Annotated in this window: 20 protein-coding genes and 1 pseudogene; 12 read left to right on the forward strand and 9 right to left on the reverse strand. The window is 69.5% G+C overall.

Going from position 1 to position 21,430, the window contains the following annotated elements; genetic code table 11:
- The first annotated feature begins 16 nt into the window (after positions 1 to 16).
- The 7 genes from ABS64_RS04500 to ABS64_RS04530 all read left to right on the forward strand — a co-directional run bounded on the left by ABS64_RS04500 (position 17) and on the right by ABS64_RS04530 (position 7,073).
- Positions 17 to 2,944, forward strand: a complete 2,928-nt coding sequence (locus tag ABS64_RS04500) for a Na+/H+ antiporter subunit A (protein WP_292681269.1) — start codon at positions 17 to 19, stop codon at positions 2,942 to 2,944.
- Positions 2,941 to 3,486, forward strand: coding sequence for a Na(+)/H(+) antiporter subunit C (locus tag ABS64_RS04505; RefSeq protein ID WP_036286822.1), 546 nt, complete (start codon positions 2,941 to 2,943; stop codon positions 3,484 to 3,486). The genes ABS64_RS04500 and ABS64_RS04505 overlap by 4 nt, the downstream gene beginning before the upstream one ends.
- Positions 3,483 to 5,048 carry a Na+/H+ antiporter subunit D gene (locus ABS64_RS04510; protein ID WP_288119236.1) on the forward strand — a complete coding sequence of 522 codons (1,566 nt, stop codon included), beginning with the start codon at positions 3,483 to 3,485 and terminating at the stop codon, positions 5,046 to 5,048. Before ABS64_RS04505 ends, ABS64_RS04510 begins: the two co-directional genes overlap by 4 nt.
- The gene (locus tag ABS64_RS04515) at positions 5,045 to 5,626 is read left to right on the forward strand and encodes a Na+/H+ antiporter subunit E (protein ID WP_292681272.1); all 582 of its coding nucleotides are present in this window, start codon (positions 5,045 to 5,047) and stop codon (positions 5,624 to 5,626) included. Before ABS64_RS04510 ends, ABS64_RS04515 begins: the two co-directional genes overlap by 4 nt.
- Entirely contained in the window at positions 5,623 to 5,892 is a 270-nt protein-coding gene (locus ABS64_RS04520; RefSeq protein ID WP_292681275.1) for a monovalent cation/H+ antiporter complex subunit F, read from the forward strand. The genes ABS64_RS04515 and ABS64_RS04520 overlap by 4 nt, the downstream gene beginning before the upstream one ends.
- Positions 5,889 to 6,245 (forward strand): monovalent cation/H(+) antiporter subunit G, encoded by a 357-nt coding sequence (mnhG, locus tag ABS64_RS04525; protein ID WP_292681279.1) that lies wholly within the window; start codon positions 5,889 to 5,891, stop codon positions 6,243 to 6,245. The genes ABS64_RS04520 and mnhG overlap by 4 nt, the downstream gene beginning before the upstream one ends.
- Before the next feature lie 264 nt (positions 6,246 to 6,509).
- A complete protein-coding gene (locus ABS64_RS04530; RefSeq protein ID WP_292681282.1) occupies positions 6,510 to 7,073 on the forward strand; it encodes a GNAT family N-acetyltransferase in 564 nt (187 codons plus the stop codon).
- Between the two features lie 19 nt (positions 7,074 to 7,092).
- Here the strand turns inward: ABS64_RS04530 and ABS64_RS04535 are convergent, their stop codons facing one another.
- The 5 genes from ABS64_RS04535 to argG form a co-directional block, all read right to left on the reverse strand.
- On the reverse strand, positions 7,093 to 8,538 hold the full coding sequence (locus ABS64_RS04535; protein ID WP_292681285.1) for an NAD(P)/FAD-dependent oxidoreductase: 1,446 nt from the start codon (positions 8,536 to 8,538) through the stop codon (positions 7,093 to 7,095).
- 336 nt (positions 8,539 to 8,874) lie between these two features.
- Complete coding sequence (locus ABS64_RS04540; protein WP_292681288.1) at positions 8,875 to 10,728, reverse strand: YhgE/Pip domain-containing protein; 1,854 nt, start codon at positions 10,726 to 10,728, stop codon at positions 8,875 to 8,877.
- Entirely contained in the window at positions 10,725 to 11,420 is a 696-nt protein-coding gene (locus tag ABS64_RS04545; RefSeq protein WP_204946390.1) for a hypothetical protein, read from the reverse strand. The genes ABS64_RS04540 and ABS64_RS04545 overlap by 4 nt, the downstream gene beginning before the upstream one ends.
- Positions 11,420 to 12,043 (reverse strand): TetR family transcriptional regulator, encoded by a 624-nt coding sequence (locus ABS64_RS04550; RefSeq protein WP_292681297.1) that lies wholly within the window; start codon positions 12,041 to 12,043, stop codon positions 11,420 to 11,422. The genes ABS64_RS04545 and ABS64_RS04550 overlap by 1 nt, the downstream gene beginning before the upstream one ends.
- A 60-nt stretch (positions 12,044 to 12,103) precedes the next feature.
- Positions 12,104 to 13,546 carry an argininosuccinate synthase gene (gene argG / locus ABS64_RS04555; protein WP_005054810.1) on the reverse strand — a complete coding sequence of 481 codons (1,443 nt, stop codon included), beginning with the start codon at positions 13,544 to 13,546 and terminating at the stop codon, positions 12,104 to 12,106.
- 396 nt (positions 13,547 to 13,942) lie between these two features.
- Between argG and ABS64_RS04560 the strand changes: the two genes are divergently transcribed.
- The 3 genes from ABS64_RS04560 (at position 13,943) to ABS64_RS04570 (ending at position 16,602) form a co-directional block, all read left to right on the forward strand.
- On the forward strand, positions 13,943 to 14,116 hold the full coding sequence (locus ABS64_RS04560) for an LPXTG cell wall anchor domain-containing protein (protein WP_204946392.1): 174 nt from the start codon (positions 13,943 to 13,945) through the stop codon (positions 14,114 to 14,116).
- Between the two features lie 157 nt (positions 14,117 to 14,273).
- Positions 14,274 to 15,560 (forward strand): adenylosuccinate synthase, encoded by a 1,287-nt coding sequence (locus ABS64_RS04565; RefSeq protein ID WP_036282698.1) that lies wholly within the window; start codon positions 14,274 to 14,276, stop codon positions 15,558 to 15,560.
- Between the two features lies 1 nt (position 15,561).
- Positions 15,562 to 16,602 carry a beta-propeller fold lactonase family protein gene (locus ABS64_RS04570; protein ID WP_292681319.1) on the forward strand — a complete coding sequence of 347 codons (1,041 nt, stop codon included), beginning with the start codon at positions 15,562 to 15,564 and terminating at the stop codon, positions 16,600 to 16,602.
- Positions 16,603 to 16,643: 41 nt separating this feature from the next.
- On the opposite strand, the gene ABS64_RS04575 is transcribed toward ABS64_RS04570, so the two are convergent.
- Positions 16,644 to 17,834 carry an AI-2E family transporter gene (locus ABS64_RS04575; RefSeq protein ID WP_292681305.1) on the reverse strand — a complete coding sequence of 397 codons (1,191 nt, stop codon included), beginning with the start codon at positions 17,832 to 17,834 and terminating at the stop codon, positions 16,644 to 16,646.
- 72 nt (positions 17,835 to 17,906) lie between these two features.
- Here ABS64_RS04575 and ABS64_RS04580 point away from each other — a divergent pair, with 72 nt between their 5' ends.
- Complete coding sequence (locus tag ABS64_RS04580) at positions 17,907 to 18,197, forward strand: chorismate mutase (RefSeq protein WP_016463782.1); 291 nt, start codon at positions 17,907 to 17,909, stop codon at positions 18,195 to 18,197.
- A 30-nt stretch (positions 18,198 to 18,227) separates the two neighbouring features.
- On the opposite strand, the gene ABS64_RS04585 is transcribed toward ABS64_RS04580, so the two are convergent.
- Genes ABS64_RS04585 through ABS64_RS04595 form a run of 3 tightly spaced genes read right to left on the reverse strand, consistent with a single transcriptional unit; the run spans position 18,228 to position 20,226 of the window.
- Positions 18,228 to 18,914, reverse strand: a complete 687-nt coding sequence (locus tag ABS64_RS04585) for a hypothetical protein (RefSeq protein ID WP_292681310.1) — start codon at positions 18,912 to 18,914, stop codon at positions 18,228 to 18,230.
- Complete coding sequence (locus tag ABS64_RS04590; protein ID WP_292681313.1) at positions 18,911 to 19,837, reverse strand: ABC transporter ATP-binding protein; 927 nt, start codon at positions 19,835 to 19,837, stop codon at positions 18,911 to 18,913. The genes ABS64_RS04585 and ABS64_RS04590 overlap by 4 nt, the downstream gene beginning before the upstream one ends.
- A complete protein-coding gene (locus ABS64_RS04595; RefSeq protein ID WP_061681240.1) occupies positions 19,834 to 20,226 on the reverse strand; it encodes a GntR family transcriptional regulator in 393 nt (130 codons plus the stop codon). The genes ABS64_RS04590 and ABS64_RS04595 overlap by 4 nt, the downstream gene beginning before the upstream one ends.
- Positions 20,227 to 20,582: 356 nt before the next feature.
- On the opposite strand from ABS64_RS04595, the pseudogene ABS64_RS04600 reads away from it, so the two are divergent.
- Positions 20,583 to 21,329: pseudogene (locus ABS64_RS04600) on the forward strand (ATP-binding cassette domain-containing protein); the annotation flags it as partial.
- Between the last annotated feature and the right edge of the window lie 101 nt (positions 21,330 to 21,430).

Below are 21,430 nucleotides of genomic sequence, written 5' to 3' on the forward strand. Positions count from 1 at the left end.
CCGTCAGGAGGCCAGATTGCTCGTGTTCCTGGCTGCGTTCGCGGTGATTCCGCTGGCGCTGCCGTGGCTGGTCGGGCGAATCGGCTCGCGAGCATTCTTCGTCGCAGCGCTGCTGCCGGTCGTGGCCTTCGTCCACGCCGCCATGGCCACGCCCGAGGTCATCGCCGGTCGGGTGCCGGCCGAGTCCCTCCCTTGGATCCCCCAACTCGGCATCGATCTCTCGATGCGCATGGACACCCTCAGCTGGGTCCTCACGCTCATCGTCACCGGGGTGGGAGCGCTCGTCCTGCTGTATTGCCGCTGGTACTTCGACGGCAAGACGCAGGGCGTCGGCCTGTTCGCCGCGGTGCTCCTCGGGTTCGCGGGGGCGATGTACGGACTCGTCCTGACGGACGACATCATCGTGCTCGTGATGTTCTGGGAGATCACCAGCATCCTGTCCTACCTGCTCATCGGCTTCTACCACGCGCGCGGCGCGAGCCGACGAGCCGCCCTCCAGGCCCTGCTCGTCACGACACTCGGCGGACTCGTGATGTTCGTCGGCGCGGTCATGCTCTCGGTGATCTACGGCACGAACAGCATCACCGCGATCGTGAGCGATGCGGCGGCCCTGCGGCCGGGAAGTGACGGACTGCTCGCCACCGCGATCGTTCTGCTGCTGGTCGGTGCGCTCAGCAAATCGGCCATCTTCCCCTTCCACTTCTGGCTCCCCGGTGCGATGGCCGCGCCCACGCCCGTGAGCGCGTATCTGCATGCGGCCGCGATGGTCAAGGCCGGCATCTATCTGATCGCCCGGCTCGCGCCGGCGTTCGCCGAGAACGAGCTGTGGCGACCGATCGTCATCGGTCTGGGAATCTTCACGATGCTGCTGGGCGGCTTCCAGGCGTTGCGCGAATCCGATCTCAAGCGCATCCTCGCGTTCGGCACGGTGAGCCAGCTCGGCATGCTCACGGTCGTGCTGGGCTACGGAGAGCGCAACTCCGCGCTCGCGGGCCTCGCGCTGCTGATCGGCCACGCGCTCTTCAAATCGGCGCTCTTCCTCGTGGTCGGCGTCATCGACCGTCAGCTGTCGACCCGTGACATCGGTGAACTGTCCGGCGTGGGGCGCCAGGCACCCACGCTCGCGGTGGTCTCGATCATCGCTGTCGCATCGATGGTGGGATTCGCCCCCACCGTCGGTTTCGTTGCGAAAGAGGCGGTGCTCAGCTCGCTGCTCGAAGGCGGCACGCGCCCTGATGCGCTCATCCCTCTGCTCGGCATCCTTCTCGGCTCGATCCTCACGACCGCGTACGGTCTGCGTTTCGTGTGGGGCGCCTTCTGGACGAAGAAGGATGCCGACGGCGCGGCCCGCCCTGCCACGCAATGGCCCGATCCGCCGCTGGGCTTCCTCGCGGCGCCGATCCTGTTGGCCGTCCTGACTCTCGCCGCCGGCTTCACGGCACCGCTGCTCGATCACGCCTTCTCCGGCTACGCCGACACGCTCCCCACCGCCGGCGGATATCCGTACCACCTGGCGCTCTGGCACGGATGGGAGCCGGCCCTGTTCCTGTCGCTGGGCAGCATCGCCCTGGGCGCGCTGGTATTCACGATCGCACAGCGCACGGGGCGCATGCCGCGTCGCCTGCTGCCGTTCACCGCCGCCGATGTCTACAACCTGGTGCTCCGCCTGATCGCGCGCATCGCGGTGTGGACCACGACCTTCACTCAGCGCGGGTCGCTGCCGGTCTACGTCGGCACGATCTTCGTCGTGTTCGTGGCGGCCGAGGGCACGGCACTGTTCGCCAGCGGCGACTGGCAGATCTCGCTCGACGCCTGGCAGACGCCCATGCAGCTGGTGGTCGCGCCGATCATGATCATCGCGGGGATCTTCGCGGTGCGGGCCCGAAAGCGCTACACCGGCGTCGTGCTGGTCTCGGCGACCGGACTCGGCATGGTCGCCCTGTTCGCAACCAGCGGTGCGCCCGACCTCGCGCTGACGCAGATCCTCGTCGAGACGGTCACCCTCGTGGCGTTCGCGCTGGTGCTGCGTCGGATCCCCGCGCGCCTGGGGGAGCACAATGCCTCCGTCAAGCCGATCCTCCGGGCGATCCTCGCCATCGCGGTCGGCGCGACGATGGCGATGGTCGCGATGGTCGCGACCGGAGCGCGCGTGGCGACGCCGATCTCCGAGCGTTTCCCCGACCTCGCCTACGAGCTCGGACACGGGAAGAACGTCGTGAACGTGGCCCTCGTCGACCTGCGCGGCTGGGACACGATGGGAGAGCTGTCGGTCCTGATCCTCGCCGCCACCGGTGTGGCCTCGCTCGTGTTCGTCACCCACCGCTCCGATCTCATCTCCCGGTCGATCTCGGCGCTGCCGACGGGCGTCACCCGCACGCGACGTCCCCTCATCGAAACGGCGGAGGGACCGCGGCCCCGCGGAAGCGATCCCGACAGCACGCGTCAGACATGGCTCGTGGGCGGCCAGAAGGTGCGCCCGGAGAACCGGTCGATCCTGCTCGAGGTCATCGTGCGGATCCTCTTCCACACGATCATCGTCGTGTCGATCTACCTGCTCTTCGCCGGTCACAACCTCCCCGGCGGAGGCTTCGCGGGAGGGCTCGTCGCCGGCATGGCGCTCGTCATGCGCTACGTGGCGGGCGGGCGATACGAGCTCGGTGCGGCGGCCCCCACGGATGCCGGGCGTCTGCTCGGCGCCGGGATGGCGCTCGCCGTCGCCACGGCGGTGCTGCCGCTGCTGTTCGGTCTGCCGCCGCTGAAGAGCGTGTTCTGGGAGGCGGAGATCCCGATCATCGGTCACATCGAGTTCGTGACGTCGACCCTGTTCGACATCGGCGTCTACCTCGTTGTGGTCGGCCTCGTGCTCGACGTGCTGCGTTCGCTCGGTGGCGAGGTCGACCGGCAGACGCAGGAAGTTCGCGAGCGGGGGGTGATGGTCTCGTGACCGTCTCGGCCGTTCTCATCGTCATCATGGCCGCCCTCTTCGCGTGCGGCGCCTACGCGATGCTCGAGCGCAGCCTCACCCGCGTGCTGATCGGCTTCCTGCTGCTGGGCAACGCGACCAACCTGTTCCTGCTGGTCGTCATGGGCCGCCCCGGCATCGCCCCCTTCTTCGGCGCGGGTGACGTCGATGAGATGAGCGACCCACTGCCGCAGGCGCTGACGCTCACGGCGATCGTCATCACCTTCGCCGTCTCGGCCTTCCTGCTCGCGCTCATCTACCGCTCCTGGCAGTTGGGCCAGGCCGACACGGTGGTCGACGATGAGGAAGACATCGCCGTGCGTGATCGCGGTGCGGTCGAAGAGGACGAGATGGACGACGAGACGTCCATCGAAGACGACGACGAGGATGCGACGACCGACTTCATCGGCACCGAGACGGCCCCGATCACGGTGCTGCACCACCGCGACCTCGACGGCATCCGCGACGACGCACCCGTCGATCGCCCGGGTCGAGACGGCCGAGACGGGGGTGATGCGCGGTGAGCGCTCTGGTTCCCCTTCTCGTCGCCCTGCCGCTGCTCGGCGCGGGCATCGCGCTCGTCTTCGGTCGCCAGCGCCGCGTCCAGGTCGGTGTCTCGGTCATCACGCTGACGCTCGTGGCGGCGATCGCCGCCGTGCTCCTGTACACCGTCGACTCGTCGGGGCAGGCGATCGCCGTGTCGGTGGGCGGCTGGCCGATCCCGTTCGGGATCGTGCTGTACGTCGATCGACTCGCGGCGCTGCTCGTCGTGATCTCGAGCATCGTGCTGCTCGCGGTTCTGCTCTTCTCCGTCGGGCAGGGTGCGGCCGACGGCGACGACGACACCCCCGTGACGATCTTCCACCCCTCGTACCTCATCCTGTCGGCGGGTATCTTCAACGCGTTCATCGCGGGCGACCTCTTCAACCTCTACGTCGGCTTCGAGATCCTGCTGGTCGCCTCCTACGTGCTCATCACCCTCGGCTCCACGGAGTCGCGCATCCGCGCCGGGGTCGTCTACATCGTCGTCTCGCTCGTCTCCTCGATCCTCTTCCTCGCCGCCATCGCCGCCATCTACGGGGCCCTGGGCACCGTGAACATCGCACAGCTGGCCGAGCGGATGACGGAGCTTCCGGATTCGACGCAGCTTGTCCTGCACCTCATGCTGCTGCTCGCGTTCAGCATCAAGGCTGCCGTGTTCCCTCTGTCGTTCTGGCTGCCCGACTCGTACCCGACCGCGCCGGCCCCCGTCACCGCGGTCTTCGCGGGACTGCTGACGAAGGTCGGCGTCTACGCGATGATCCGCACCGAGACGCAGATCTTCCGCGACAACGACGTCAACACCCTGCTGCTGATCGTCGCGCTGGCGACGATGATCGTCGGCGTCCTCGGCGCGCTGGCGCAAGCCGAGCTCAAGCGCATCCTGTCGTTCACGCTCGTCAGCCACGTCGGCTACCTCGTGTTCGGGCTCGCGATCGCGACGCCCCTCGCCCTCGGCGCGACCATCTACTACATGGTCCACCACATCATCGTGCAGACCACGCTCTTCCTCGCGGTCGGCCTCGTCGAGCGTCGTGCCGGCTCGACGTCGATCCTGAAGGTGAAGGGTCTGATGCGTGCCGCACCCCTGCTGGCGGTGCTGTTCTTCATCCCGGCGATCAACCTCGGCGGCCTGCCGCCGTTCTCGGGCTTCATCGGAAAGCTCGCGTTGTTCGACGCCGCGGCCGAGGTCGGCACGCCGCTCATGTACATCCTGATCGTCGGCGGCATCGTCACCTCGCTGCTCACCCTGTACACCCTCATGCGCGCGTGGAACCTCGCCTTCTGGCGCGAGGACGACGACCACACGGAGGAGACCGGTGTCGTCGACCGCATCTCGTACCTCGGCGATGCCCCGGCGGCCGATGACGAAGGCGCCCGCCGCGTCATCCCGCGCATCATGACCGCCACGACGGCGGGGATGGTCGCGGTCACCGTCGCCCTCACGGTCTTCGCCGGTCCTCTCTACACGCTGTGCGCGAGCATCGGCGATGCGCTGCTCACGCCCGTCACGCTCGTGCAGCTCGACGATGGGGGCGGATCGTGAGCCCGACATCATCGGTGGCCGCCGCCGTCTGGCGCCAGCTTCCCTTCTTCGTGTGGCTGGTCGCCCTGTGGATGCTGCTGTGGGGTCAGTTCACGGTGCTCGCCGCCGTGACCGGCGTCGTCGTGGCGCTCGTGGTGACCCGCGTGTTCCGACTGCCGGCGGTCGAGCTGTCGGGACGGGTGAACCTCTGGTATGGCCTCGTCTTCGTGGTGATGTTCTTCCTCGCTCTGATCCGTGGATCCTTGCTCGTCGCGTGGCAGACCCTCAATCCGCGGCGCTATCCGGGCACCGCGGTGATCGCGGTGCCGCTGCGCACCGACGACGACCTGATCATGGCGCACGTCGGGGTGACCGCCTCGCTCATCCCGGGCTCGCTGATCGTTGACGTCGACCGTGACCGCCGCATCCTCTTCCTGCATGTCCTCGGCGTCTCGTCGGATCGCGACGTCGAGAACCAGCGACGCGCGGTGCAGGGCTGGGAGTCGCGGATCGTGCGGGCCGTCGGCTCGCGCGCCCAGCTGCGGGCCATTCAGCAGATCGGTGCGCGCTCGCCGCGGGAAGGCGGCGCACCTCGATGACCGTTCTCATCATCGCCATCTACGTCGTCTTCACGGCGGCGGGCCTTCTCACGCTGTGGCGCATCATCGTGGGGCCGTCGATCCTCGACCGCGCCGTGGCATCGGACGTGCTGCTGACGCTCGTCATGTGCGCCCTGGGCGCGGACATGGTGATCAACCACCACACCCGGTCGCTGCCGGCGCTGCTCATCATCGCCGCCGTCGGTGTCTTCGGCTCCATCGCGGTGGCGCGCTTCGTCGCACGAAGGGACAACACCGGCCGATGAACGATCTCCTCGACATCGCGGCCCTCGTGCTCGTGCTCATCGGCGGTTTGCTGTGCGTCACGGCGGCGATCGGGCTGCTACGCTTTCGCGATGTGCCGACGCGGCTGCATGCCGCGACGAAGCCGCAGGTGCTCGGGCTCATTCTCATCTGCCTCGCGATCGCGCTGTCGCTGCGGAGCTGGCCGGTGGTCGCCTTCCTCGTCCCCGTGGTGATGACGCAGCTGGCCACCGCGCCGCTGTCGGCGCACATGGTCGGACGCCAGGCCTATCGCAACGGCACGATCGACGAACGCTCGCTGTACGTCGACGAGCTCGACGAGGCCCGTCGCACGCCCCCTGCGGCGGGCGGCTGAGCGCGAGAACTCCTCCCCATCGGCGGATGCGCGGGCGCTGCCGGCGGCACTTGTGGACAACGGCGCACACGTCCGGCATCGCCGCCACACTGGACGAGTCGGGGACCGGACCGTCAACTGGGGGGTCACAGGTCCGGCCCCGGCATCCCTCCCCTCGGTCCGAGGCCGAGTCCCCCGATCGGCGGGAAGGTCCGGACGCTCGGGCGATGCGGCCGACGCGGCGTGCTGATCGACTGGAAGAACCGCGTGAGAGAGGCACGAATCATGACAACCGCGAACACGCCATCCCTGACGCTCGAGCCGGCGATCCGCGACGACCTCGCCGACGTCGGTCGGCGCATTCAGGCGGCCTTCGCCCCCGCCGTGGAGAAGGAGACGGGGCAGCCCAGCACGGAACCCATTCCCAGCGATCGTGAGCTCGCAGAGTCGTTCGATGCTCCCGATGCCGAGGTGCTGCACCTGCTCGAGAACGGCGAACGCGTCGGAGGGGCCGTCGTCGTTCCGGGCCGCGAGGCGGGCCGCCGGGCGCTGGAGCTGTTCTTCATCGATGCCGGCCGCGAGGGCAAGGGACTCGGTCGGCGGGCGTGGCGCGCGATCGAGGAGCGCTACCCCGACACCCGCGTCTGGGAGACCTTCACGCCACACTTCGAGGTGCGCAACATCCACTTCTACATCAACGTCTGCGGCTTTCACGCGGTCGAGTTCTTCCACGAGGGCCACCCGCATCCCGGCCCGCTCGAGGAGCCGGATGCAGCGGATCGACCGGATGAGAGCTTCGACGGTGAAGACCGGGGCTTCCGTTTCGAGAAGGTGATGCCGACGCGCTGACGCGGCCGGAGCAGGGATCTCAGGGCGCGAGCGAGGGCGTGTGCGGCATTCCGAACTCGTGCTGCAGGACGCTGCACGCCGCGAACCATCCGGACTGGCCGTGGACCCCCGGACCGGGACTCGTCGCGGCCCCGCAGAGGTAGACGCCCGGCAGCGGCGTGCGCCACGGCTCGGTGCTGAGGACGGGGCGCGCGAGCAGCTGACGCAGGGTCGCGGCGCCGGCTGCGATGTCGCCGCCGATGTAGTTCGGGTTGTCGGCTTCGAGCTGGGCGGCGGTCGTACTGTGCGACGCGATGATCACATCGCGAAACCCGGGTGCGACGTTCTCGATCGCCCGGATCACGGCCTCGGTCTGGTCCACTGTCGAACCGGCCGGCACGTGCGTGTACGCCCAGAGGGCGTGGTGGCCTTCCGGTGCGCGGGTGGAGTCGAAGACCGACGGCTGCGAGACGAGCACATAGGGGGATGCCGCGTGTCGCCCGGCGAGCACGTCGCGCTCGGCCGCGGCGATCCGGGCACGCGTGCCTCCGATGTGCACGGTGCCGGCTCCGGCGATCCGTTCGTCGGCCCAGGGGACCGGCCCCGACAGGGCGAACTGCACTTTCGCGGAGCCGCTGCCGTAGCGGAACCGCTCCAGGCGTCGTCGATAGGGCCCCGGCATCCGTTCGCCGGCGAGCCGCACGAGCGCTCGCGGTGTGACGTCGAGCACCACCGCGCGGGCGTGCAGCTCCTCGAGCGAGGTGATCTCATGATCGAGCACGATCTCGCCGCCGTGTGCGCGAAGGTCGTCGGCCAGAACGTCCGAGATCGCCTGGGATCCGCCGATCGGGATCGGCCAACCGCCCGCGTGCGCGTGTGTCTGCAGGGCGAGCCCGGCGGCCGCGGCGACCAGGCTCGGCTGCGGCGCGATCGCGTGGGCGGCGACACCGGTGATCATGGCCGGTGCGACGGCGCCGGTGAACGGCGCATCCCACGCGGCGCTGCCCTGGACGAGCGCGCGCACACCGAAGCGGGCGGTGACGAGCGGATGCGGCGGCACGCGCAGCAGCGGGGACCCCGTGAACCGGGCGATCTCCCGCGCGCGGCTGGCGAGAGGGGCGATCAACCGTCGGTAGGCGGCACCGTCACGGCCGAGGCCGTCGACGGTGCGCTCCAGGTCGCGGTACGCGATGCCGGAGCCGCCGACGGCGGGGCTCAAGGGATGCGCGAACGAGATCTCCGGCGTGACGAACTCCACGCGCCGCGCGAGCCCGAACGCGCGGAAGAAGGGAGAGGCGAGCGCGAGCGGATGCACGGCTGAGCAGGTGTCGTGGCGGAACCCGGGTGCCACCGTCTCGGCGGTGCGGGCTCCGCCGCCGAGCTGTGCCATCCGTTCGAAGACCCGCACCGACAGGCCCGCCCGCGCGAGCGTGACCGCGGCGGCCAGGGCGTTGGGGCCCGATCCCACCACCTCGACGTCGGTCATGCCCGCCCCGCCCCGGCGTCGTGTCGCGGACGGCGAGTCCGCCGCGAGCCGCCGAAAGTGGCGGATGATCGCTCGCCGTCGAACTGCCGAGCGCTGGTCGCCATTGAGTCTCCTCCGGGTCCCTTCCGATCGTAGAGGCCTGCGGGTCGCCGCCGGTCGGGACGACGCGCGGATGCGCCCGCCTGCCTCCGCCTGCCTCCGTGCTCCGTCTTCAGTCTCCGCCGGCTCACGCTCGGCCGGCCGACCCGGAATCCCGCGGGTGGGGCTGGTCGATGTGCTCTCGTGGACTGAATACGGAACGTGGCGCGGGAGGGCGGGCGGAGTCCGCGCCGCGCCCTACCCGATGAGACTCGGCTGCAGGTCGCGGAGCGTGCGGCGGTGGGTCATCCGGGTCACCCCCACCGCCGCCAGCGCCAGCGCCCCGCCGAGCCACAGCAGCAGCACGCCGATGTCCGTGCCCACACGGGCGAGGTCACCGCCGTACATCAGCTGGCGCATCGCGTCGACCACGTAGCCCATCGGCAGCACGTGGTGCAGTGCCGCCAGCGGTGCCGGCAGCGTCTGCCAGGGGAAGGTGCCTCCCGCCGTCACGAGCTGCAGCACCATCAGCACGAGACCGACGAACTGGCCCACCGAGCCCAGCCAGACGTTCAGCGCCAGGATGATCGCCGCGTAGGTGAAGGAGGCGAGCATCAGGATGCCGAGAGTGCCGAGTGGGTTCGCGAACCGGAAGCCGAGGGCTAACGACAGCACGCCGAACAGCGCGACCATGCCGACGCTGCCCAGGAGAGCCGGGGTGAGCCAGCCCGCGATGGTGACTCGGACCGGTGAGCGCAGCGCCGTGACCGCTCGGCGCGAGATCGGCTTGACGATGAGGAAGAGGGCGTAGATGCCGATCCAGCCGGCGAGTGCGGCGAAGAACGGCGCGAGCCCGGCACCGTAATCGCCCGCGGAGGTCTGCGCACTCGAACTCACCGCGACCGGATCGGCGATGGTCTTCGCCTGGGCGTCGCGGGTCGCGGCATCCGTGTAGGGAATCGCCTGCACCCCCGAAGCCAGACCGTCGCGCAGCTGCGACGCGCCGCCGGCCACCTGGCCCGCGCCCGATGAGAGTGTCGCGGCTCCCGTCGCCGCCTGGTTCGCCCCGTCGGCCAGAGCGCCTGCGCCCGAGGCGACCTGGGCGGCGCCCGACGACACCTGCGCCGCGCCGGAGGCCACCTGCGCGGCCCCGTCGGCCAGTTGGTCGACCTGTGACACCGCGGCCTGGAGACGGTCGTTGCCCGTCACCGCGGCATCGCCGATGGGATCGAGCGCGGCGAGCACCCGGTCGATCGTGGCCTGGTCGACGCCGCGGTCGGCCAGCAGCGTCGCGATGTCGGCGCGAGCTTGCGGGAGGGCGGCGACCACCTGCTGCCCCGCGGATGCCGCACGATCGGCGTAGCCGTCGAGCGTCGCCGTGCCGGCGGAGACGCGGCTCGCTCCGTCGGCGACCTGCGCGGCGCCCGAGGCGACCTGGTTCGCGCCGTCGGTGAGCGTCCCCGCGCCCTGGGCGAGGGTCGCCGTGCCCTGGGCGAGGGTCGTGCTGCCGTTCGCGACCTGGGAGGCGCCGTCGGCCAGCGTCGTGGCGCCGTCGGCCGCCTGCACGAGCTGCACGCGGATGTCGGCGAGGCCGCCGAGCAGGCGCGAAGCCGCCTCCTGGCCGACGAGCTCGGCGACCGAGCGGCGGATCTTTTCGACGGCCTGGGTGCCGATGGTCGATGCGAGGTAGTTGTTGGCGTCGTTGGTCTGCAGGCCGATGGTCGCCTGGCGCGGTGCGGAGCCGCCGGAGGAGACGAGGGCCGCGGAGAAGTCCGAGGGGATCGTGACGATGAAGTCGACCGTCCCCTCGTGCAGGGCGGTTGCGGCGTCCGCCTCGCTCATGGCACGCCAATCGAACGCGTGACCGTCGATCAGCTGCTGTGAGACCTGGCTGCCGTACTGCGCCGCATCGCCGCCGGTCCCCGACCCCTCGTCGAGATCGACCAGCGCGACGGGAACCTCGGAGAAATGCCCGTACGGGTCCTGGTTGGCCCACAGGTACAGGCCGCCGTAGAGCACGGGGACGAGCATGAGCGCGATGAGGGCGATGACCGACATTCGCGTGGCCGTCAGGCGCCGCAGCTCGGCAGCGATCATGGCAGGGATCTTCATCGGTGGCCTCCGGCCAGGGGTGCGGTGGTGCGCAGGCGCACACGGCTGGGCTTGAGGACGCGGGCCCTGGAGGGACGCTGCGTGAGGGATGCCGAGGAGTCGGCGAGGGCGGCGGCCGCCGCCTCGCCGGCGATCACGAGGACGGCGAACCCGCGCTCGGCGAACTCCTCGGCGAGCTCCCACCACTGCGCGGGGTCACCGCCGTGGCGGTCGGGCGAGACAAGCACGAGACCGTCGACGCCGGGACGCGCCGACGCGAGCTCGAGGAGGATCCTCAGGCGATGCGACGGCGCGAGGTCGGCGATCGGCAGCCGCGCGAAGGAGCGGAGGTTGTGATCGTCGAGCCAGCGTCGCGCGGACAGCGGATCGGAGGCGAGACCCGCGAACATGAGCTCTTCCGCGACGACTCCGGCGACGGCGATGTTCGGCGCCGGCTCGCTGACGTCGGGAGCATCGATCAGGGCGACACGACGGCGCAGCGCGTTGCGGGCGCGGCGATCGGTGGCGTCGTCGAGTGCGACGGTGCCGGCATCCGGGCGCATGCGCCCCGACGCGATGAGGCCCAACACCGTGGGGCGCTGCTCCGTCTCGGCCACCGCGAGGGTGGCGCGGCCGCTGCGATAGGTGAGACTCGTCGTGCCCAAGGCCTCGCCGCGGCGCCCCTTCTGCACCTCATCCAGACGCACGCGCATCAGTTCGCCTCCAGCACATCGGGGTGGGCGTTCAGCAGCGCCTCGGACTCGCGCCACGAGAGCCCGGCGATGCTCAGGACGGCGCGGACGGCGATCGAGGTCGCGATCGGCGACGAGGCGTCGATGCGGCTGACCGCGGCGCGCGCCGTCTCTTCGATGAGACGGGCGAGAGTGGGGGCGGCCATGTCGACGCGGAGGGTCCCGTCGTCCTGACCGGCGCGGACGACACCGACGAGCGCGCGTCGCAGGGGTGCGAGTGCGGTGGCGGTCTGCTCGAGGCGGGTGTCGTCGAGCGCGAGCGCGGCGGCCACCTGCACGTGGGCGGCCTCCGCCCACAGGGCCGCCGTCAAGCGTGCGAGAGCGAGCGGGGGATGCGGCTCGTGGAGCGACGAGGCGATCGCGTTGAAGCGCTGGGCGCCCGCGGCGATGAGCTCCGTGAGCAGCGCCTGGCGGTCGTCGAAGTGTCCATACAGTGCACGCCGTGACAATCCGGCGGCGCGGGCGATCTGGTCGATCGAGGCAGACGGGTCGAGCGCCAGGGTGGTCGCAGCCGCCTGCAGGATGCCGGCACGGTTGGCGGCGGCATCCTTTCTCGGGCGTCGAAGGGGTGCGGGGGTGGTCACCCGGTCAGTGTATTAACTTGCACACTGCTGTGCAAGTTTCGGGGCGCCGTGGGCGCGCTGTCAGTCGGCGCCGAAGTCGAACGACGCCGACTCGGATGCCTCGTCGACCGCCTCCGCGAGCTGTTCGCGCGCCTCGTCGAACGGGGCCACGTGTCCGGTGATCTGCGCCGACGCGCCCGACGCGAGGTCGCCGACCAGTTCGGCGGTCGCGCCGCCGATGAGTCCGAGGCCCGCGTACTGCTCGAGACGGGCCCGCGAGTCGGCGATGTCGAGGTTGCGCATCGTGAGCTGACCGATGCGGTCGGTCGGCCCGAACGCGGAATCTCCGACGCGCTCCATCGAGAGCTTCTCCGGGGCGTACGACAGGTTCGGCGACACGGTGTCGAGGATCGTGTAGTCCTCCCCGCGGCGAAGGCGCAGGGTGACGGTGCCGCTGATGGCAGAGCCCACCCATCGCTGGATCGACTCGCGCAGCATGAACGACTGCGGCTCCAGCCAGCGTCCCTCGTACATGAGGCGGCCGAGTCGGCGACCCTGCTCGTGATACGTCGCCAGCGTGTCCTCGTTGAGGATGCCGTTGACGAGGCGCTCGTACGCGATGAACAGGAGCGCCATGCCGGGTGCCTCGTAGATACCGCGGGACTTCGCCTCGATGATGCGGTTCTCGATCTGGTCGCTCATGCCCAGTCCGTGACGGCCGCCGATCGCGTTCGCCTCTCTGACCAGGGCGACGGCATCGGCGAACTCGACGCCGTTGATGGCGACCGGCCGGCCGGCCTCGAAGGTGATCGAGACGTCCTCCGTCGCGATCTCGACGGTGGGGTCCCAGAAGCGCACGCCCATGATCGGGTCGACGATCTCGAGCGAGACGTCGAGGTGCTCGAGGGTCTTGGCCTCGTGGGTCGCACCCCAGATGTTGGCATCGGTGGAGTATGCCTTCTCGACCGAGTCGCGGTACGGGAAGTCGTGCGCGACGAGCCACTCGCTCATCTCTTTTCGACCACCCAGCTCGGTGACGAAATCGGCATCCAGCCAGGGCTTGTAGATGCGCAGCGCCGGGTTGGCGAGCAGGCCGTAGCGGTAGAAGCGCTCGATGTCGTTGCCCTTGTACGTCGAGCCGTCGCCCCAGATGTCGACGCCGTCTTCCTTCATCGCGCGCACGAGGAGCGTGCCGGTGACGGCGCGGCCGATGGGCGTCGTGTTGAAGTAGGTGCGCCCGCCCGAGCGGATGTGGAACGCACCGCAGGCGAGGGCGACGAGGCCCTCCTCGACCATCAGCGGCTTGCAGTCGATGAGGCGCGACTTCTCGGCGCCGTACTGCAGGGCGCGACCGGGGATCGCATCGATGTCGTCCTCGTCGTACTGGCCCAGATCGCCGGTGTAGGTGTACGGGACGGCGCCCTTGTCGCGCATCCATGCGACGGCGACGGAGGTATCGAGCCCCCCGGAGAAGGCGATGCCGACGCGCTCGCCGACGGGCAGGGACTGAAGGACCTTCGACATGGAACCTCAGTCTACTGAGGGGCGGCGGTGCAACCTGCGGGTGCGGGCTCTCACGGCCGCGGGGGTCACCGGATTCGCATAGCCACGCATCCATCCACTACGTTCTGCCCGTGCCGTTCGACCTGACGTTCCAGAACACCGGCACCGGCTTCCTCACCGTCTCGGAACTCACGACACGCTTCCGGCGCAGCTGAACTACCTGGCGACGCCGGCGCCCGTGTTCACGAAGCAGGCCGACGGTCTTCTCTCCGACAAGGTCACGGTGGGTCTCAGCCCCGACGGGCGCACGGTCACGTTCACGTGGCCGTCGGACGGCAACCGCATGAAGCCCGGCGAGGTGTTCAAGGTCCGCCTCTTCCTCGAGCTGCAGCCGGCCACTCCGCCGACCCGGCCAGCGTGGTCATCGGCGCCGACACGACGATCGCGATCGGCGTCGACAACCGCTTCGACAAGCCGTTGCCCGCGACCGGTGGCAGCTCCGCGCTCGTGCTCGGGGTGTCCGGCTTCGGTATCGCGGGTGTGATCGTCGGCATCGTGCTGCTGACGCGCCGCCGCCGCCGCGAGGTCTGACGGATGCGCCCGGCGGGGCGGGCGTGATGATCGCCCGCCCGCCCCGCCCGCGCAGCGTCGGAGCGCAGCACGGGCTGCTCGATAGGATGGGGTGTACCGGCATTCCCGGTGCAACCGTCCGATATGCGCCAGAAGGCCGAAAACGGGGGAGCAGTCCATGCCAGGCATCGTGATCGTCGGCGTCCAGTGGGGAGACGAAGGCAAGGGCAAGGCCACCGATCTTCTCGGTGAGCGCACCGACTGGGTCGTCAAATTCAACGGCGGCAACAACGCCGGTCACACCGTCGTCATCGGCGATGAGAAGTACGCGCTGCACCTGCTGCCCTCCGGCATCCTGTCGCCCGGCGTGAACGCCGTCATCGGCAACGGCGTCGTCGTCGACCTCGAGGTGCTGTTCGCCGAGCTGGAGGCGCTCAACGCCCGGGGCCTCGACACGTCGCGCTTGAAGATCAGCGCCAACGCACACGTGATCACGCAGTATCACCGCACCCTCGACAAGGTCACCGAGCGCTTCCTCGGCAAGCGCATGATCGGTACGACCGGGCGCGGCATCGGTCCGACCTACGCCGACAAGATCAATCGCGTCGGCATCCGCATTCAGGACCTCTTCGACGAGAACATCCTGCGCCAGAAGGTCGAGGGTGCGCTCGATCAGAAGAACCACCTGCTGGTCAAGGTCTTCAACCGCCGTGCCATCACCGTCGACGAGGTCGTCGACGATCTGCTCTCCTACGTCGAGCGCCTGCGCCCCATGGTCTGCGACACCGGGCTGCTGCTCAGTCGGGCATTGGATGCCGGTGACGTCGTCGTCTTCGAGGGCGGCCAGGCCACGATGCTCGACGTGGACCACGGCACGTACCCGTTCGTGACCTCCTCCTCCGCCACCGCCGGCGGCGCCTCGACCGGTTCGGGCGTCGGCCCCAACCGCCTCGACCGCATCGTCGGCATCGTCAAGGCCTACACGACACGCGTGGGCTCCGGCCCGTTCCCGACGGAGCTGTTCGACGACAAGGGCGAGTGGCTGCGCAAGCGCGGCTTCGAGTTCGGCACGACGACGGGTCGGCCCCGCCGCGTGGGCTGGTACGACGCGCCGATCACGCGCTACGCGACCCGCATCAACGGCATCACCGACCTCGTCCTCACCAAGCTCGACATCCTCACCGGACTCGAGCAGATCCCCGTGTGCGTCGCATACGACGTGGACGGCGAGCGGTTCGATGAGGTCCCGGTCAATCAGAGCGACTTCCACCACGCGACCCCGATCTTCGAGTACTTCCCGGGCTGGCAGGACGACATCTCCGGCGCACGGAGCTTCGAGGACCTGCCCGTCCCGGCGCAGGAGTACGTGCTGGCTCTCGAGGCGATGAGCGGCACGCGCATCTCGGTGATCGGCGTGGGGCCCGCCCGTGACGCGGTCATCGTGCGTCACGATCTCGTCGACTGAGGTGCGCTTCTTCCTCGGCGGATACTCCGCCGATATGGGCGGCCGCGCGGAGGGCGTCGGAACGCTCCTGGCGGGCAACGCCGATGACGTGTCGGCCGGCGGAGAGCTCGCCCGGCGCACGGAGGTCGCGGTGCGCGCCGACTCGCCGTCGTGGCTCGCGTGGCATCCGACGCGTGCGGTCGTCTACGCCGCGCTCGAGGGGCGCGGTGTGGTGCAGGCCTATCGCCGCATCGGCGACGAGAGGTTCGTTCCGCACGGGGGTGCGCTGGAAGCCGGCGAGGCCGTCTGCCACATCGATGTCGCCCCGGCCGGCGACGCACTGATCGCGGCCTGCTGGGGCGACGGGCGCCTCGTGCGCATGTCGCTGGATGCCGAGGGTCGCCCGTCGAAGCCGACCGTTCTGGCCGCTGCGTCCGATCCGTATGCTCTCGCCGGCATGTCGCAGCAGACGCGACCGTCGCGCGCGCACCACGTGCGGTTCCTGCCGCGCGACACGATGGCGACGACCGATCTCGGGCTCGATCTCGCGCGTTTCTGGCGGGGCACGGGGACGCAGGGCTCGCGCGACGTCGCGCTTGCGCGGCAGACCGGGCCGCGCCACAGTCGATGGCATCCCTCCGAGCATCTGTTCGTGGTGACCGAGCTGTCGAACGAGCTCTACGCACTGGCCCACGATGCGAGCGGGCAGTGGCGGGTCGTCGCCGGGGTCGCGCTGTCACCGGGCGCTCTCGCCGGAGACGCCGCCGCAGAGCTCGCCTTCTCGCGCGACGGTCGCTTCGTCTACGCGGGGCTGCGCGGTTCGAACACGATCGCCGTCGTGGAGGTGCGCGGTGACGGGGCCCAGCTGCGTTCGATCGCGCTCGTCGACTCGGGCGTGGACTGGCCGCGGCATCACGTCGTCGTGCGCGACACCCTCCTCGTGGCGGGTCAGCGCTCCGACGAGATCGCCGCGCTCACGCTGGATGAGCGCACCGGGGTGCCGGGGCGCGCCCGACGCCGCGTGGACGCCCCGTCGCCCACCTGCCTGCTCGCGGCATCCTGAGGTCGCCGCCGAGGGCCGCCGGGTCGGGAAGCCGATGGGGCTCAGGTCGCGGCATCCTGCTTGGGGATGAAGACCTTCTTGATGATGAGCAGGATCGATGCCGTCACGGGAATCGCGACGAGGGCGCCGAGCAGACCCATGAGCGTGCCGCCCACGAGGGCGCCGATCACCACGAGTGCGCCGGGCACGGCGATGGCCTTGTTCATCACCTTCGGGGTGAGCACGTATGCCTCGAGCTGCATGTAGACCAGATACGCGACGGCGAAGATGAGCGCCGACAGGGGACTGGCGAAGAGGGCGACCACCGAGGCGATGCCCCAGAACAGCACCGTACCGACGAGCGGAATGATCGTGAGGCAGAAGGCGACCACCGCCATCAGGGCGGGGAACGGCAGGCCCAGCACCGTGTAGAGGATGAAGCTCACCACGGCGTTGAAGAAGGCGAGCACCACCATGCCGCCCAGGTAGCCACCGACGGACTCGGTGATCTGCTCGGTCAGGTCGGCGGTCAATGAGCGACTGCGCGCGGGCATCAGGCGGTAGAACGCCTGCTTGATCTCGGGCAGCGAGGCGAGGAAGTACAGGCTCAGCACGATGATGATGATCATCCCGGAGATCGTGGTGCCGATGGAGATGCCGATCTGCAGCACGCCCCCACCGATCGCCGCCAGATGGCCCGGATCGGTGAGGAACTTCTGCACCTCGGCGACGATCGCGGGCACCTGGTCGCCGAACTGATCGCGGGCCCAGCGGTAGAGGTCGGTCTGCTGGAAGGACGTCACGAGGGTGGGAATGTCCGTGATGAACTGGGCGATCTGGCGCACCACCGTGGGCACGATGAGCCACAGCACGGCCACGAGCAGCAGCGCCAGGGCGAAGTACACGATCACGATCGCCCAGGCTCTGCCGACGCCGTGCCGCTGCAGGCGCTGCACGACGGGGTTGAGTCCGAGAGCGACGAACAGGGCGAAGGCGACGTAGATCCACACCGTGACCAAGCTGGTGACGGCCATGCCCAGCAGGATCGCCACCAGGCCGCCGAGCGTCAGGAAGAAGCCCACGACGAAGGGGCGGTTCAGGGTCGTCCACACCGCGCGTCCCGTGTGTGAGCGATGCGCAGCAGCCTCGGACGACACCGCACCGTCGGTCGGTCTCGCCCGGTCGGAGTCCGCCGCGGTCTTCGCCCCACGCCGGAGGGAACGCGGGCGGGGCTCGTTGGATGCTGCTGCCATGGTCACACTCTAGGGCTGTCAGCGGATGCCGCTGGGAGAGGCGGTAATGTCGGCGAGGACGAGAGGAAGCCCATGACCGACGCCGCCGTTCACCTGCAGCGCCTGCGTGCCAGCATCGACAACATCGACGCGGCGCTGATCTTCATGCTCGCCGAACGCTTCCGCTGCACGCAGCAGGTCGGGGTGCTCAAAGCGGAGCATCGGATGCCGGCATCCGACCCCGCTCGTGAAGAGCAGCAGATCGCACGTCTGCGTCGGCTCGCGCTGGAGGCCGACCTCGATCCCGAGTTCGCCGAGAAGTGGTTCAACTTCGTCGTCGCCGAAGTGATCCGCCACCACGCCGCCGCCGCGGCCGCCGACTGATTCCTGCGGCCGGGCGACGGCGCCGCCGGGTCAGGGGGTGGCGCGCCGCAGCGTGAGGAACGATGCGGCGCCGAGGACGACCGTGAGCACAGCCAGCACCGCCGTCAGCCCCATCGGCCCCAGGCCGGCGAGCCATGTCCATACCGACGCCCAGGCATCCATCCGCCCGACGAGCCACAGGGCGGCGATCAGCAGCACCCCCACGCCCGACAGCGTGAGCGTCAGCCCGAGAGCGCCGAAGCGGCGGTAGAGCGTCGCGCCCCAGAACCCGGCCACGAAGAGCACCATCGCCACTACGGCGAAGAAGAGCCCGGCGCCCCAGGGGCCGGCGGTCCACACCCAGTCCAGCGAGAAGAAGTAGCCGTTGACACCCCAGCCGCCCGTGGCGCGTTCGATCGCGCCGCCGACGGCGAAGACGGCGCCCAGCAGGACGGCCGTCACCAGGGCCGCGAGCATCGTGCCGAAGAAGAACTCCCGACGGGTGATGCTGAGCGCCTGAGAGAACGGGAACGTGTAGCTCAGCGACATGATGCCGAGGCCGAAGAAGTACCAGATCGGGGCCTGACTTCCGCCGCCGTACTTCGCCCCGCCGTAGGGGATGAGCGCGAAGATCGCGATCGAGAGCACGAGGCTGACGACGAGGATGATCAGCGGCAGCCACACGAACGTGTACTTGTTGACGAACTGCATGCGAGTGACGGTGAGAACCCGGTTCATCGGCGTGCTCCTTCGGCGGGGGTGGTGGCGGCGGCGCTCGCCGCGACCGAGGATTCGGTGTCGTGCTGGGTGAGGCGGACGATCAGCTGCTGCAGAGAGACCGCACCCACCTCGAGCCCGGATGCCGCCAGCTGTGCCCTGTCCTGCGTGTCGAGTTCGCCGAGCAGGGTCGCGCTGGCCATGCGGCCGAGGCTCTCGCGGTGAAGCACCTCGCGCCCCGCGGTGAAGGCGTCGACGGCGACGGCGTCGCCGATGATCGTCGAGGCCCGGCCGCGGACGGCATCGGTCTCCTCGTCGAGGATGATGCGCCCGCGATCGATGACGATCACCCGTTCGATGAGGTCGGCGACTTCGTCGATGAGATGGCTGGACAGCACGATCGTGCGGGGGTGTTCGGCGTAGTCGGCGAGGAGACGGTCGTAGAAGATCTGGCGCGCGACGGCATCCAGTCCGAGGTAGGGCTCGTCGAAGAACGTCAGCTCGGCGCGCGAGGCGAGTCCGATGATGACACCGACCGCCGACAGCTGCCCGCGGGAGAGCTTCTTGATCCGCGTCTTCATGGGCAGCTGGAACGCATCGATGAGCTCGTCCGCGAGATCCTGGTTCCAGTGCGGGAAGAACATCGCCGCCATCCGGAAGGCGTGGACGGGTCGGGCGTCGTCGGGATAGCGCTGACTCTCGCGCACGAAGCAGATCCGGCCCAGCACGCGGCTGTTCTCGTACGGGTTCTCGCCGAAGACGCTGACCTCGCCGCTCGTCGCGAAGTTCTGGGCGGTCAGGATCGACATCAGGGTCGTCTTGCCGGCGCCGTTGCGGCCCAGCAGGCCGTAGATGACGTTCTCTTGGAGGGTGAGGGACACCCCGTCCAGAGCAGCGGCGTTCTTGTAGCGCTTGACGAGGTCGGTCACCTGGACGACGGTCATCGGGCGCCTCCTTCCGGGGTCGATGTGGGGTGGGCCGCCGCCTGGTCGCGGACCATGGCAGCGAGTTCGTCGGCGCTGAGGCCGAGCGTGTGCGCCTCCGCGAGCAGGGGCTGGATGAATCGGGCGGCGAAGGCGGCGCGGCGCTCGGCGCGCAGGCTCTCGCGGGCGCCTGCCGCCACGAACATGCCGATTCCGCGGCGCTTGACGAGCACGCCCTTTTCCACGAGCATGTTCACTCCCTTCGCGGCCGTGGCCGGGTTGATGCGGTAGAACGCCGCCAGTTCGTTCGTCGACGGCGCGCGGGTGTCTTCGGGAAGGCTCCCGTCCACGATGGAGTCCTCGACGCTCTCGGCGATCTGCACGAAGAGCGCGCGTCCCTCATCGATCACGTGGCCTCCCGGCATCCAGTGAATTGGTTAGTTACTTGACTAAGTAACCATAGAACGTTGACGGCGTCAAGCGCTGCCGGAGCGCCGCGGTCTCCGCGTGCGCGCGATAGCGAGAAGTCGGCGTCGCGTCCAATTTGCGTGCGCATTCACCGGATGAAACGGTGGTGGCGGCCCCACGCGGGGTCGACCCCCAGACCAGTCCGCGACCGCTGTCGTGCCCGTTGGCACCGGCGGACGTAAGGTCGGCGGCCTGTGCCCGGATCCGATGTCCGGTGCCGAGCGCTCTGCCCGAGCGCGAGTGGCCGTCACCCGGGCGTGACCGATGCAGCCTGTGCACCGGGCTGCCGAGGTGTTCTGTGACCGACGCTGTTTCCGCTGCGCCCCTGTTGGAGGCGCGGCATCTGTTCAAAGTCTTCGGACGCGATCCGAAGGATGCCGTCGCGCGCTTGCGCGCCGGTCAGTCCCGCGCCGAGGTGGCGGATGCCGGGACGGCCGCCGTCGTCGACGCCAGCTTCACCGTCAACCGCGGCGAGATCTTCGTGATCATGGGACTGTCCGGATCGGGCAAGTCGACCATCATCCGCATGCTCAACGGGCTGCTCGCCCCGACCGCGGGCGACGTGACGATCAACGGCCGCAACGTCACCACGGCCTCCGCCGCGCAGCTGCGCAGCATCCGCCGCGAGTCGGTGTCGATGGTCTTCCAGCATTTCGCGCTGCTACCGCACCTCAGCGTGCTCGACAACGCGGCCTACGCGCTCGAGATCCAAGGCGTGGGCAAGGCCGAGCGTCGGGAGCGCGCACGGGAGATCCTCGACCGGGTCGGGCTCGGCGACCGTGTCGACGCCCTTCCCGACCAGCTCTCCGGTGGCATGCGCCAGCGCGTCGGCATCGCTCGGGCCCTGACGGCCGGCACCGACATGCTGCTCATGGACGAGGCTTTCTCCGCCCTCGATCCCCTCATCCGTCGCGAAATGCAGGAACAGCTCGTCGAACTGCAGCGCGAGCTCGGACGCACGATCGTGTTCATCACCCACGACCTCAACGAGGCGATGTTCCTCGGCGACCGTATCGCCGTGATGCGCGACGGTCGCATCGTGCAAAACGGGCTCTTCGCAGTTGACGGTGTAGACGTCCGGGCCGCGTCGCTGTCGGGATAGGGGTCGAGGTCTTCCAGGATGGAAGTTCCTACGCTCACCGTCCG

The organism is Microbacterium sp. SCN 69-37 (assembly GCF_001724435.1).
GTDB classification, from domain to species: domain Bacteria; phylum Actinomycetota; class Actinomycetes; order Actinomycetales; family Microbacteriaceae; genus Microbacterium; species Microbacterium laevaniformans.